The following is a 13,476-nucleotide window of genomic DNA, read 5'->3' on the forward strand; positions in this document are numbered from 1 at the left end:
CAGGTATCTGTCAACAGGCGGCGAAACAATTATTTAATAAAAAAGAGCCGTTACCAGCTCTTGTCAATCAGGGTTTGTTGAAATCATAGGTACGTGTTACTCTGAACCGAAGGGTACCCTTTTCATCGCGCTGTACCCGGTACATCACCTGCCGCATGGTGCCTGTTGGCTTCAGATCCGTAGTGTCTGCGGTTGCATACACCGGAAACCTGCGCACCAGTGTACCTTCCATCAGCGCAAACTGGTCGTTACCCATATAGCCCGTACGTATTTTGGGATCGTCTACAATGTCGGGGAAAAAGATAGGCGCATACCCCTGGTTCTTGTCGGAACTGATGGCAATCACGCTTCCCTTGTTTTTAGCATCTTCCGGAAACACATATAACAGCAGATCCGGAAACCCATCCGCATTCAGGTCGTCCACCTCAGATTTGCGTATCCTTCCTTTCACTTCGATGGATACATCGCGGGCAGTATTTTCAAACCCGATCGGGCTGATGGTAACCATATTTTTATCCGGGTTCCTGTTGGTCGAATTTACCCGGTAACCCGTCTTACCCAGTTTCATGGTGGTGTCAAAGCGTCTATTCTGCGCCTGCAGGCAGGCAATGCACAACATTCCCAGCAATGCCAACCCGATCTTTTTCTGCATGTCTACTTCTTTAAGCGCTAATGTACAGATTTTAACGGCATCACATATTGCGCCTGTATTGTCCGCCCACTTCGTACAGGGCATGGGTTATCTGCCCCAGCGAGCAGTATTTTACGGCTTCCATCAGTTCGTTAAAGATATTTCCATTGGCCGTGGCCACTTCCCTGAGTTTTTTCAATGCCTCCGCACTGCTGTTTTCATTGCGTTTCCAGAAACCCTGCAGGTTTTGGATCTGCTGTTCCTTTTCTTCGGTCGTGCTGCGTATTACTTCGCCGGGAAGAACCGTGGGACTTCCTTTTTTATTAAGGAAAGTGTTGACGCCGATCAATGGCAGTTCTCCGGTATGCTTCAGGGTTTCATAATAAAGACTTTCTTCCTGGATTTTGTTGCGCTGGTACATCCGCTCCATGGCGCCCAGTACGCCGCCCCGTTCGGTAATCCGGTCAAATTCGGCCAGTACGGCCTCTTCCACAAGGTCTGTCATCTCCTCTACGGCAAAACTTCCCTGGATAAAGTTTTCGGTAACCGCCGAACCCAGCTCCCGGTTAATGATCAGCTGGATCGCCATGGCGCGTCTTACACTTTCTTCGGTGGGAGTGGTAATTGCCTCATCGTATGCGTTTGTATGAAGGCTGTTGCAGTTATCGTAGATAGCATACAGTGCCTGCAGCGTTGTACGGATATCATTAAAATCTATTTCCTGTGCATGCAGGCTGCGGCCGCTGGTCTGTATATGGTATTTCAGTTTCTGAGAGCGTTCATTCGCCTTGTATTTATACTTCATCGCCTTGGCCCAGATACGTCTGGCCACACGTCCTATCACACTGTATTCCGGGTCCATGCCGTTGCTGAAGAAAAACGAAAGATTGGGTGCAAAATCGTCGATACGCATGCCCCGGCTCAGGTAATATTCCACGTAAGTAAACCCGTTCGATAAGGTAAATGCCAGCTGCGTAATGGGGTTGGCGCCGGCCTCGGCAATATGGTATCCGCTGATGCTGACACTGTAAAAATTCCGCACTTTCTGCTCAATAAAATAGGCCTGTACATCACCCATCAGCTTCAGGGCAAATTCGGTGGAGAAGATACAGGTATTCTGTGCCTGGTCTTCTTTCAGGATATCCGCCTGCACGGTTCCCCTTACCTGCGAAAGGGCCTGCGCTTTTATGGACGCGTACACATCCGGCGGCAGCACCTCGTCGCCGCTGATACCAAGCAGCTGCAAACCCAGTCCGTTGTTTCCTTCGGGCAATCGTTCCGGGGAAGCCGGATTATAATAGATCGGTTTGGGTACAGACGCAAATTTTGTCTGCATGTATGCATGCACGCCATCCCAGGCATTGTTCTCCGTAATCCATTTTTCGCATAGCTGGTCGATGGCTGCATTCATGAAAAAAGCCAGCACAATGGGCGCGGGACCGTTGATCGTCATGCTCACCGATGTTTTGGGATCGCAGAGATCAAAACCGCTGTACAGTTTTTTGGCGTCGTCCACAGTGGCAATGCTCACACCGCTGTTGCCAACTTTTCCATAGATATCGGGACGATGATCGGGATCTTCTCCATACAGCGTAACGCTATCGAACGCGGTAGACAACCGGATTGCCGGCTGCCCGATCGATACATAGTGAAACCGCTTATTGGTTCTTTCAGGCCCGCCTTCGCCGGCAAACATTCTTGTCGGGTCCTCGCCCTGGCGTTTTAATTCAAAAACACCCGATGTATAGGGGAACGAGCCCGGCAGGTTCTCCTGTAATTGCCAGCGCAGAATATCGCCCCAGTCTCTGTATTTTGGCAACACGATCCTGGGTATCCTTGTTCCGCTTAAAGATTTTGTTGTCAGCGATTGCCTGATGGTTTGGTCGCGGACGGTATATTCGAAATAATCTCCTGCATATTTCCTGATCACGCCGGGCCAGTTATCGACCAGGTGCCGGCAATCGGGGTGCAGCTCCTTTTCCCACTGGTCTTGCAAAGACTGCAGGGCAGTGGCTGTATGGCTGTCGCGGATATGACCGATGGTTCCGTATAACTGGTACAGCCTGGTGGCAATAGCGCATTGCTCGGTTACCCAACTGTCGTAGCTCCTGTTGGCCTCAGCTATTTCAGATAAATACCGGGCGCGTTTGGGCGGTATGATCTGCGATTTGGTGGTGGCATTTGCATTGCCCGGCTGATCATTCCCGTTCGCAAACCGTACACGACATTTTGCACTGATCGTGTCCATGAGTTTATCAAACAGGTGATTGATTCCGGCATCGTTGAACTGTGCGGCAATCGTTCCTATCACCGGGATATCCTCGTCTTTAGCCGAAAACAGGTTGTGGTTGCGCCTGAATTGTTTTTTTACATCGTGCAGTGCATCCAGCGCCCCGGCCTTGTCGAATTTGTTGATGCAGATAAGATCTGCATAATCCAGCATATTGATCTTTTCCAGCTGCGAAGCCGCGCCGTATTCCGGCGTCATCACATACAGGCTCACGTCGCAATAATCGAGTATCGATGCATCGCTCTGTCCTACGCCGGCAGATTCAAGAATGATGAGCTCAAAGCCGGCATCCTTACAGATATCGATCGCCTCCTGTACATAAGCGCTCAGCGCGGTATTGTCATCGCGGGTAGCGAGGCTGCGCATATAGGCACGTGCGTGGGAGATCGCATTCATACGTATACGGTCGCCAAGCAGCGCGCCCCCCGTTTTCTTTTTCGACGGATCAACAGAAATAACCGCTATGGTCTTATCTGTAAACCGGCTAAGGTACCGTCGAACGATCTCGTCGGTAACGGAGCTCTTGCCCGCGCCGCCGGTTCCGGTGATACCCAGTACGGGAATATGTTTTGTTTCGTTTTTCTGCGTTCCGGTGTTCACAGGCAGGCCATTCTCTGCATTGGTGATCTGGCGGGCAATCCGGCGCACGTCTTTTACTTCGGGCAGCGTCATCCCGTTTTTGTATTCGCCGTTGCCGTTAAGATTAAAATCGCACTGCCTGATCACATCTTCGATCATCCCTTCCAATCCCATATGACGCCCATCGTCGGGACTGTAGATCCGCGTAATCCCGTACTGGTGCAGTTCCCGGATCTCTTCGGGTAAAATGGTGCCGCCGCCGCCGCCGAATATCCTGATATGCCCGCAACCGTTCTGGTCAAGCAGGTCTTTCATGTATTTAAAAAACTCCACATGACCGCCCTGGTAGCTGGTGATGGCGATGCCCTGGGCATCTTCCTCTATGGCACATTCTACGATCTCCGCAACACTGCGGTTATGGCCGAGATGAATGATCTCTGCCCCCTTTGCCTGCAATATGCGGCGCATGATATTGATGGCGGCATCATGACCATCAAAAAGGCTGGCTGCTGTAACGATCCTGATCTTATGGGTAGCTGTGTATGACATGGTGCTGGTAGCCCGCAAATCTACAACAATAGTTAACAACTGTTAGCTTTTTGGGTTACGGCTTTTTCCTGCCGAAACTTCTTACTTTCAGTGCCCGAAAAAGACATCTATGCCATTTGAGACGAATAGTAACAGGGAAGAAGGAATTGTTGTTTTAAAAGATACGGACAGTGGCACGGAAGCCAGGATTTTTCTGTTCGGCGCCCTGCTGAATGCGTTCTGCGTCAAAACCGGTGATACCACCGCCAACATCATCGATGGATTTTCCTCGCCTGCCGATGCGCGGCTGCGTATCACAGACGGTTTCAGGAGCGCAAAGCTAAGTCCCTTTGTATGCCGGCTGCGCGGGGGCAATTATTCATTCGAGGGAACCGATTACCATATCACCGGCCATTTCCTCAACGGTCATGCCATTCACGGCCTGCTGTTTGCGCAGGAATACCTGGTGCAGGATTCGGGAAGCAACGACCAGGAAGCTTTTGTGGTACTTACTGCGGAGTACCGCGGCTCGGATATGGGCTATCCCTTTCCCTTTCATATTACCATCGAGTGGAAACTGGGCGCCGGAAACACGCTGAGCGTTACAACCTGTCTATCGCATAAAAACGCGCACGCCATTCCTTATACAGATGGATGGCACCCCTATTTTACGCTGGGCGAAACGGTGGATGACTGTACACTGCAATTCGACAGCCGCACACAGCTGGAGTATGATGCAGAACTGCTGCCCACGGGCGAACGATTCACCGATACCCGTTTTGAAAAAGGAATCTCACTGAAAGGGATCGAGATCGATAACTCTTTTGTACTGGAAGGAACCGATCCTGTATGCAGACTCAGTAACAAACGCCTGGAGCTGACCATACGCGCCGATGCCGCTTACCCCATCCTGCAGCTGTACATACCACCGCACAGGAAAAGCATTGCCATAGAGAACCTGAGCGGTCCTCCGGACAATTTCAATAACCATATGAACCTGCTGCTGCTTTCTCCGGGAGAAGAGCGGGCGTTCACCACCAGCTACTCGGTGAGGGCCTTATAGATCCACCACGGCTATCATGCTGATTTCTACGTTCACGCCACGGGGCAACCCTTTTACGGCAACGGTTTCGCGCGCCGGAAAATCGCTGTTGAAATAGGTGCCGTACACTTCGTTCACCTGAGCGAATAAAGACATATCGCTGAGAAAGATCGTGGTCTTTACAATATGTTCAAAGCTGAGTTTGGATTCTTCCAGCACAGCTTTCAGGTTCTGCATCACCTGGTGCGTTTCTGCAGGAATACTGCTGAGCTCAAGCCCTCCGGTTGCCGGAATGAAAGCCACCTGGCCACTGATAAAAACCAACCCGTTGGCTTTAACAGCCTGGCTGTAAGGACCGATCGGAGCCGGTGCTTTTTCGGTATTGATGATCTGCTTTGACATAAAAGACGTTATGGGGCAAATGTACTCAGGCCGCAGGAAACGGCAAAGAGCCGCGATCCTGGAACAGGAATGACATCGCAAAGACCGTATTACCGCAACCGGCTTTTGCGGGGTTGCTTTTCTGTAACTTTGCAGGCCGTTATGCTGATTGTTATCAATGCCACCGAAGAACAGAAAAAAGAACTGCTGATAAAGCCGGTTCCCGATGCTATTGCACTGCGCTGGTGGCGCAAGGGAGATGCGGTAGAAGCAGCGGACGCCTATTTTGACCTGCAGTTTGAAGACGGAGAACCGGCATTTACGGGTGTTGATGAAAAGCCTGTTTTTGTGCATGCGGTATTGACTTTATCGGAAAAGCTGCCGGCCAATTTTATCCGCATCAACGCCTGGAAAGGCTTTCTGCAAAGAGCCGTTATGGAAATTGCCGGCCGGGAACAGGCGCTCGAAAAAGCTGCTGCCGTACTGTATGCCCTGCAGTGGAAATACCAGGTAGTGCCCGATACACCGGGTATGGTTGCGGCAAGAGTGATTGCCATGATCATCAACGAAGCTTATTTCGGGCTGGGTGAAGAACTCAGCAGCAAGCAGGATATAGACACCGCCATGAAACTGGGCACCAATTATCCTTACGGCCCTTTTGAATGGAGCGAACAGATCGGTCTGCAGAAAATACATGCCTTATTAACCCGGCTGAATAAATCCGACACGCGCTACGAGGTTGCGCCGGCGCTATCGGAAGATCTCTTTAAAAACCAATAACGGATGCCCACCATTCTCTATATAGACACCGCCACGGATCTTGCCAGCGTATGCATCAGCAGCGATGAACGCGTACTCGGCATTACCGAAAGCAGCGATCAGAAAAACCATGCCTCGTTCATACAATCGGCTATTGCCGAACTCTGCGCGCAAACCGGTACCGCATTACCCACGCTGGACGCGGTTGCCGTTACTGCCGGGCCCGGCAGTTATACGGGACTGCGCGTGGGCATGGCTACGGCAAAAGGCATCTGTTACGCGCTGCAGAAACCATTGATAGCACTCACTACGCTGGAGGTGATGGCGCAGGCTGCACTGTCAAAAAGCGGTATCGCCGCAACACCGGCCGCGCTGCTTTGCCCGATGATAGATGCTCGGCGCATGGAAGTGTTCACGGCATTGTTCGATCAGTCGATGCGGACCAAAAAGACCGCACATGCGCTTATCATTGATGAACAATCATTTGCAGCCGAGCTGGAGCAGGATGCCGTCTTGTTTTTCGGTTCGGGCATGCCAAAGTTCAAACATCTGATTCAGCATACCAATGCACTGTTCACCGATATAAAACACAATGCCACCGATATGGTTCTGCCCGCGCTTGCGGCTTTCCGGTCGTCGCATTTTACCGATCTCGCTTATAGTGAACCAGTTTACGTAAAAGAGTTCTTCTCTCCGACGAAATTAGAATCCAATTAGAGTTAAAAAATATACATAAAATTTATACTATGACTACAAATCTGTAGTACCTTTATGTGGTCACAATTTTAAGTTCACACCCCCCTTTCAACTTTTATTGTATGACCCAGTCTTTGCAATCCGTAGTACTGTTAAACGGCAAGAGCCAGATCAAGGTCGATTTTCTGCATACGAAAAAAGCTTCGCTGATTTTAAGATCGATCAATCATAAGCTGCGTCAACAGATCATCAAACTTCTGGATGAGCACCAGCGAATGACGGTAACAGAAATCTACGTCAAGCTCCGCCTGGAGCAATCCGTGGCATCCCAGCACCTGGCCATCCTTCGCCGCGCGGGCATTGTGACCACCTCGCGCGATGGCAAATTCATCTTCTATTCTGTTAATTATAACCGCCTTGCGGAGGTTGTGCAGTTCGTGGAATCGCTGGTGGGATAGGCATCTGCTATTGTTTGTTATCTTTGTGTTTTAAATCACAGGTATGTTTATACAGCAACTTTACACGGGCTGTATCAGTGAGGCAGCTTATTATATCGAGAGCGATGGTGTTGCCGCAGTGATAGACCCCTTACGCGATATTGAAGAATACCTCGATCTTGCGCGCGACAGAAAAGCGACCATCAGGTATATCTTCGAAACCCATTTCCACGCAGATTTTGTCAGCGGCCATCTTGATCTTGCCACCGCCACAGGCGCTACGATCGTTTATGGGCCCGGCACTGTCACCAAAATGCCCGTACATATTGCAAAAGACGGCGAAGTGTTTTCCATCGGCAAACTAAAGGTGGAAGTATTGCATACACCGGGACACACCGTTGAAAGCAGCTGTTACCTGCTGAAAGATGAACAGGGAAAGGATCACGCGCTTTTTACGGGCGATACCCTGTTTGTTGGTGATGTAGGCCGGCCGGATCTCTCGCAGAACATCACCGAGGTAACCACCAATGATCTTGCCGGCATGCTGTATGAAAGTCTGCAGAAAAAGATCGTACCGCTGGCCGATGATATCATCGTTTATCCTGCGCACGGGGCGGGCAGCAGCTGCGGTAAAAACCTGGGCACCGAAACCTATAGCACCATCGGCGAGCAGAAGCAGACCAATTATGCGCTGCAGCCGCAGACAAAAGAAGTCTTCATCAAGGCGGTAACGGAAGGACTTACCGCACCGCCGCAATATTTCCCGATCAACGCGCGGATCAACAAGGAAGGCTATGAAAGCCTGGAAGCGGTTATGGAAAAAGGCATGAAGCCTTTGAGTGTAGCGGCATTCAAACAAAGAGCCGGGCAGGATGATATGATCATACTGGATACGCGCAATTCAGACCTGTTTACCCAGGGCTTTGTTCCCGGATCGGTCAGCGTCGGTCTTGATGGTCGCTTTGCCGAGTGGGCGGGCAGCCTGCTGCCTTTTGATAAACCGATGCTGCTGGTAACAGAGGCCGGTAAGGAGAAGGAAACCATTGTACGACTGGCCCGTGTGGGTTTTGACAAGATAGAAGGCCATCTTGACGGCGGTTACGAGGCCTGGGTAAAAGCCGGTGAAAAAGTTGATATGATCATCGATGTGGAAGCGGATGAACTGGCGATGGATATACCCTTTGATCCCAACCTGGTGATCGTGGATGTGCGCAAGGAAGCCGAATACGCCAGCGGTCATATCAGCGAAGCAATCAATATACCCCTGGCCGAACTGACCGACCCCGGCAGCATGGCCAACCTGGACGATAACCATAATATCTATGTTCACTGCGCCGGCGGGTACAGAAGCGTGATCGCCGCTTCGCTTATCAAACGCCAGGGAATCCATAACCTGCGCAATGTTGTGGGCGGATGGGGCAAGATCAAGGATCTGCCTGGTAAGTTCACCATAGAGAAGAGCGCGGAAGTGCTGAATTAGGGTCGGGTAAAATTGGGTGGTTGTGTGCGAAGTAATTCCGTTGGCAACCACTCAGCTTATTCAATCAGCAATTTTCCATGTTTCTCCGGATCGAACGTGTATTTCCACCTGCGATGGCTCCACAAATAGTTTGCAGGACGTTCGCGGATGGATTTTTCCAGGTGTTGAACGAATAATTTTGTCAGCTCACCGTCTGCAAATTTGCGCGGCTCATCGGTAAGCAGGGACACTTCGATGTTGAAATATCCTCTTTTTCTCCTGTAAAAATTGGCGTAAAGCACCACCGTATCGTTGCGTTTGGCTCCTTTTTCAGGGCCTGGTGTAAACGGCGCCGGTTTACCCAGAAAATTCACCCAGTAAGCAGCCATGGGATTACCGGGGTTCTGGTCTGCCGCAAGCGCCAGCGCATACCTGTCTTTTACATACTGGTGAAAAGAAGTCCTGAACGAGCCTGCCGGTATCAGTATGGCGCCGTACCGTGTGCGCATACGGTAGATCATCCGGTCGAATGCCTTATTGGCGATGGGCATATACACCACCACAAAAGGATAAGGTCCGCGCCTGGACTCGCCGATGTTCACATATTCGATATTGAAGAAATGACCTGTATGGTATTGTATGTTCTTCCCGGTTTGATAAAACGAAGCGGCCAGCGTATTATTGGTTTCGTAACGTTTCAGGAAAGATTTTTCACTGAGCGATAGCAGTTTGATGGTTTCAACAATGGTATCGGTAAGGTTCCTGTAAAAATCTTTTGCGATACGGGTGCGCTCTCCTTCGGTTTTTTCGGGGAATGCAATAAGGAGATTGCTCATCACCACTTCTTTCCGGTAACCGATGATATAATAGATCAGCCCGTATAGTCCGTCGCTGATAATATACAAAACACGCCAGGGAAGCAGCGAGAGTAAATACAATATCGGGTAAACAATGTAATACATACTTATAATATCGTGTTTTGCAGTAAACTGCTTTTTTCTTTGTGATCTGTGTTAAAATGCAACCCCCGGCTTTCTTTGCGGAACTGCGCGCCTTTTACGATCAGGTAACCTACGGTGATCAGGTTACGGAGCTCGCACAGCTGCGGCGACACTTTGGTGGACCGATACAGGTCTTCTGTTTCTGTAAACAACAGGTCTAACCGCTTCATCGCCCTTTCAAGTCGCACATCGGTTCGTACGATACCAACATAGTCGCTCATGATCTGCTGCAGTTCTTTCTGGCTCTGCGTAATGAGGATCATTTCTTTGGGTTCGCCCGTACCCTTCGCATTCCAGTCGGGTATGGTGGTTTCAAACGATACCTGTCCGATCTTTTCCATGCTGTCGAGATAACAGCGGTGGGCGAATACCATGGCTTCGAGCAAACTGTTACTTGCCAAACGGTTAGCGCCGTGCAAGCCCGTGCTGGCGCATTCGCCGCAGGCATACAGGTGTTGTATGGATGTTCGGCCCCATTCATCGGTTTTGATACCGCCGCAGCTATAATGCGCGGCCGGCGCAACCGGTATCATCTGCTGCTGCACATCGATACCGATGCTGAGACATTTCTCATAGATATTCGGAAAATGATGAATGAATTTTTCTTTGTCCATATGACGGCAGTCGAGGTATACATACTCGGTACCCGTCTTCTTCATTTCATTGTCGATGGCCCTGGCTACGATATCGCGCGGCGCCAGGTCGCGGCGAGAATCATACCGTTCCATAAAAGCCTCGCCCTGTTTGTTGCGAAGGATACCCCCATCGCCGCGCACGGCTTCCGTGATCAGGAAGGACGGCGATACACCCGGTTCGTACAAGGCAGTGGGATGGAACTGGATGAATTCCATATTCTCTATACGCCCTTTCGCCCTGTATACCATGGCAATGCCATCACCTGTTGCAATACGCGGGTTGGTTGTGGTTCTGTATGCCTGCCCCGCGCCGCCCGTGGCCAGCAGTGTGATACAAGCCAGTATTTTTTCGATCTTATTGGTATGAAGATTTAAAACATATACCCCGTAACAGGTGATATCGGTGGTTGATTTTGTAACAAGAAAACCCAGGTGGTGCTGCGTCAGGATGTCCACCACGAAACAATGGTTGATCAATTCGATGTTCGGTGTCTCCTGCAATTGCGCCAGCAGGGCACGTTCCATTTCCCTGCCCGTTACGTCTTTATGATGCAGGATCCGGTTTTCGCTATGTCCGCCTTCCTTGCCAAGGCTGTACTCTCCTTTCTCATCCTTGTCAAATTCCGCTCCGTACCCAATGATCTCCTTGATACGATCCGGCCCTTCCTTAACAACGATCTCAACGATATGCGGGTTACACAATCCATCACCCGCTATCAGCGTGTCTTCTATATGTTTGTCGTAGCTGTCTTTTTCTTCATCCCATACACCGGCAATACCGCCCTGTGCATACTTGGTATTGGTTTCATCAGCCTGTGTTTTGGTGATGATGGCCACTTTCTTATCAGGAAACTGCCTGGCTGTTTTCAGCGCATAGGTCAGACCAGCAATACCGGAACCAATTACAAGAAAATCTGTTTGCATCTTATCAGTTACGCCGGTTCTACCCAGGCATTGTTTTCTTTCAATAAGTTGATCAGTTCGTCAACGGCGATATCGCTGTCGATATTCCGCTTCATGATATCTTTTCCCTTATACAGGGTTATCTTACCCACCCCGCTGCCTACATAGCCAAAATCCGCATCGGCCATTTCGCCCGGTCCGTTCACAATACAACCCATGATGGCGATCTTAACACCCTTGAGGTGATTGGTAACGCTGCGGATCTTTGCAGTGGTTACCTGCAAGTCAAATAAAGTGCGGCCGCAGCTGGGGCAACTGATGTATTCCGTTTTGGAGATGCGTGTGCGTGTTGCCTGTAGTATGCTGAACGCGGTTGAATTGACGAACTGTTCAACCGTTGTATTGCTGATATAATTTCTGCCGCTGGTATCCTGTTTGTTCGATGACTGCTGTTTATAGCTCTCCAGCGTCATGCCCAGGCAGATTCCGTCGCCAAAACCATCCAGCAGTAAGGCACCGCACTCGGTGGAATAATGGATCAGGTGCTCGTCGGTTGTTTGCCAGCGGCTGTCGCTGATGATCACAACAGGGTTGTTGATGTTCCTGCTGATCAGCTCCATGAACATGCGACGGATGGCAGGCATGGTATGGGGGTTGGTGCTGCTGAGACAGAGCACCACCGTTGGGTCATTGGCGATCTCGTCAAGCCCGGTGAAATCATTGATTGCCGTGGCATCGGTAAAGCAATCCATCATCACAAAATTCATTATACTGCTCTTATGCTCTGCCTGCAGGTAACCGGTGATATCGAATATCGGAAAGTGTTTTTCCTTATCTGCTGCCAGCTGCCAGGTGGCGGGATAGCTGATCACTTTCACCGTACCGGGTAAGGCAAAATCCGGCAGGCGGTTTCCGGTGAAAATATAATCCGCCGCCGCATCGCTGATATTCCATTTATCCGATGGTATATCGTAGGTATAGCCGATGCCTGCAAGATCCGCGGGTGCGATGGAAGCAAGTTTACTGAGATCGGCCACCGCCACGGGAACCTGCCTGGCGCCGATATTGCCGACGGCAAAACTCTCGCGGCGTTTATATTCGAAGGGACTATACGGAACTTTGGCTATCGGGGGAATGGTGTCTGCTGTTTTTGCGCGTGTTGTGTAGCGTTTTACCAGGTCGCGGCAAACAGGTATTTCAAATTCGGGGTCTTCAGTCAGGCTTACCCGAACCGTGTCGCCGATGCCATCTTCCAGTAAGGTGCCGATACCGGCGGCGCTTTTCACACGGCCATCTTCTCCGTCGCCAGCCTCCGTTACGCCAAGATGCAGGGGATAGCATTCGCCGAATTCGGCATCCATCTGCTGTATCAGCAAACGGTACGCCTGTACCATTACCTGCGGGTTACTGGCTTTCATACTGAGCACGATGTTATGGTAACTTTCCGAGCGGGCAATACGCAGGAACTCCATCGCACTTTCCACCATACCCATTGGCGTATCGCCGTAACGGCTCATGATACGATCGCTGAGCGATCCGTGGTTGGTGCCGATGCGCATGGCGGTGCCATATTCCCGGCAGATCGACACCAACGGGGTAAACCGCTCCCTGATACGCTCTATCTCTTCCAGGTATTCCGCATCGGTATAATCGATCTGCTCAAATTTTTTCTTATCAACATAATTCCCCGGGTTAACCCTTACCTTTTCAACAATACGTGCGGCGATTTCTGCCGCATTGGGTGTGAAATGGATATCGGCCACCAGCGGCGTGGTATACCCTCTTTTGCGCAGTTCGTTTTTGATAGTAAGCAGGTTCTCCGCTTCTTTTTTACTGGGCGCTGTAATACGCACCAGTTCTGCTCCCGCCTCGATACAACGGATGCTCTGTTCAACTGTTCCGATGGTATCCATCGTATCGGTTGTTGTCATGGTCTGCAGGCGGATGGGATGCAAATTGCCCAGCAGCAGGTCACCGACCCCTACTTCTCTGGTCTGTAAACGACTGTATCGGGTGAGGGAAGGACAATAAAGTTGCATGCCGCAAAGCTAATGAATATCGAACAGAGGAATGCCGAATATAGGGTGGGAAACCGGCGGCTTTTTCCTCGAAAAACACGACTGCTTCCGCCCTGT

11 protein-coding genes are annotated in these 13,476 nt (G+C 50.5%); 5 read left to right on the forward strand and 6 right to left on the reverse strand.

Translation table 11 applies throughout. From position 1 onward, the window contains the following. Nucleotides 1-67 precede the first annotated feature (67 nt). Entirely contained in the window at nt 68-652 is a 585-nt protein-coding gene (locus GWC94_RS13280) for a hypothetical protein (RefSeq protein ID WP_161835497.1), read from the reverse strand. 40 nt (nt 653-692) lie between these two features. Beyond that, nucleotides 693-4,049 (reverse strand): methylmalonyl-CoA mutase family protein, encoded by a 3,357-nt coding sequence (locus GWC94_RS13285; RefSeq protein WP_161835498.1) that lies wholly within the window; start codon nt 4,047-4,049, stop codon nt 693-695. 109 nt (nt 4,050-4,158) lie between these two features. Between GWC94_RS13285 and GWC94_RS13290 the strand changes: the two genes are divergently transcribed. Further along, nucleotides 4,159-5,091, forward strand: coding sequence for an aldose 1-epimerase (locus GWC94_RS13290; RefSeq protein ID WP_161835499.1), 933 nt, complete (start codon nt 4,159-4,161; stop codon nt 5,089-5,091). Here GWC94_RS13290 and GWC94_RS13295 read toward each other — a convergent pair. Next, nucleotides 5,086-5,472, reverse strand: coding sequence for a RidA family protein (locus tag GWC94_RS13295; RefSeq protein ID WP_161835500.1), 387 nt, complete (start codon nt 5,470-5,472; stop codon nt 5,086-5,088). The two genes, GWC94_RS13290 and GWC94_RS13295, sit on opposite strands and share 6 nt — an antisense overlap. Nucleotides 5,473-5,613: 141 nt before the next feature. On the opposite strand from GWC94_RS13295, the gene GWC94_RS13300 reads away from it, so the two are divergent. From GWC94_RS13300 to GWC94_RS13315, 4 genes are all read left to right on the forward strand, one after another. Beyond that, the gene (locus GWC94_RS13300) at nt 5,614-6,231 is read left to right on the forward strand and encodes a 3-hydroxyacyl-CoA dehydrogenase family protein (RefSeq protein WP_161835501.1); all 618 of its coding nucleotides are present in this window, start codon (nt 5,614-5,616) and stop codon (nt 6,229-6,231) included. Between the two features lie 3 nt (nt 6,232-6,234). Then, entirely contained in the window at nt 6,235-6,927 is a 693-nt protein-coding gene (tsaB, locus tag GWC94_RS13305) for a tRNA (adenosine(37)-N6)-threonylcarbamoyltransferase complex dimerization subunit type 1 TsaB (protein WP_161835502.1), read from the forward strand. Between the two features lie 101 nt (nt 6,928-7,028). Next, a complete protein-coding gene (locus GWC94_RS13310; protein ID WP_161835503.1) occupies nt 7,029-7,364 on the forward strand; it encodes an ArsR/SmtB family transcription factor in 336 nt (111 codons plus the stop codon). A gap of 43 nt (nt 7,365-7,407) precedes the next feature. Then, a complete protein-coding gene (locus tag GWC94_RS13315; RefSeq protein WP_161835504.1) occupies nt 7,408-8,823 on the forward strand; it encodes an MBL fold metallo-hydrolase in 1,416 nt (471 codons plus the stop codon). Between the two features lie 56 nt (nt 8,824-8,879). On the opposite strand, the gene GWC94_RS13320 is transcribed toward GWC94_RS13315, so the two are convergent. The 3 genes from GWC94_RS13320 to ispG are packed head-to-tail and all read right to left on the reverse strand — an operon-like array spanning nt 8,880 to nt 13,380. Beyond that, entirely contained in the window at nt 8,880-9,764 is an 885-nt protein-coding gene (locus GWC94_RS13320; RefSeq protein ID WP_161835505.1) for a lysophospholipid acyltransferase family protein, read from the reverse strand. 2 nt (nt 9,765-9,766) lie between these two features. After that, the gene (gene nadB, locus GWC94_RS13325) at nt 9,767-11,362 is read right to left on the reverse strand and encodes an L-aspartate oxidase (RefSeq protein WP_161835506.1); all 1,596 of its coding nucleotides are present in this window, start codon (nt 11,360-11,362) and stop codon (nt 9,767-9,769) included. An 8-nt stretch (nt 11,363-11,370) separates the two neighbouring features. Next, entirely contained in the window at nt 11,371-13,380 is a 2,010-nt protein-coding gene (ispG, locus tag GWC94_RS13330) for a (E)-4-hydroxy-3-methylbut-2-enyl-diphosphate synthase (RefSeq protein WP_161835507.1), read from the reverse strand. Between the last annotated feature and the right edge of the window lie 96 nt (nt 13,381-13,476).

Origin of the sequence: Sediminibacterium soli (genome assembly GCF_009939225.1) — a bacterium.
Taxonomy (GTDB): Bacteria; Bacteroidota; Bacteroidia; order Chitinophagales; family Chitinophagaceae; genus Sediminibacterium; species Sediminibacterium soli.

What these genes read in the sequence shown, in the direction of transcription:
- GWC94_RS13280 (WP_161835497.1), bottom strand. Translation starts at nt 652, where the DNA reads ATGCAGAAAAAGATCGGGTTGGCATTGCTGGGAATGTTGTGCATTGCC.
- GWC94_RS13285 (WP_161835498.1), bottom strand. Translation starts at nt 4,049, where the DNA reads ATGTCATACACAGCTACCCATAAGATCAGGATCGTTACAGCAGCCAGC.
- GWC94_RS13290 (WP_161835499.1), top strand. Translation starts at nt 4,159, where the DNA reads ATGCCATTTGAGACGAATAGTAACAGGGAAGAAGGAATTGTTGTTTTA.
- GWC94_RS13295 (WP_161835500.1), bottom strand. Translation starts at nt 5,472, where the DNA reads ATGTCAAAGCAGATCATCAATACCGAAAAAGCACCGGCTCCGATCGGT.
- GWC94_RS13300 (WP_161835501.1), top strand. Translation starts at nt 5,614, where the DNA reads ATGCTGATTGTTATCAATGCCACCGAAGAACAGAAAAAAGAACTGCTG.
- tsaB (WP_161835502.1), top strand. Translation starts at nt 6,235, where the DNA reads ATGCCCACCATTCTCTATATAGACACCGCCACGGATCTTGCCAGCGTA.
- GWC94_RS13310 (WP_161835503.1), top strand. Translation starts at nt 7,029, where the DNA reads ATGACCCAGTCTTTGCAATCCGTAGTACTGTTAAACGGCAAGAGCCAG.
- GWC94_RS13315 (WP_161835504.1), top strand. Translation starts at nt 7,408, where the DNA reads ATGTTTATACAGCAACTTTACACGGGCTGTATCAGTGAGGCAGCTTAT.
- GWC94_RS13320 (WP_161835505.1), bottom strand. Translation starts at nt 9,764, where the DNA reads ATGTATTACATTGTTTACCCGATATTGTATTTACTCTCGCTGCTTCCC.
- nadB (WP_161835506.1), bottom strand. Translation starts at nt 11,362, where the DNA reads ATGCAAACAGATTTTCTTGTAATTGGTTCCGGTATTGCTGGTCTGACC.
- ispG (WP_161835507.1), bottom strand. Translation starts at nt 13,380, where the DNA reads ATGCAACTTTATTGTCCTTCCCTCACCCGATACAGTCGTTTACAGACC.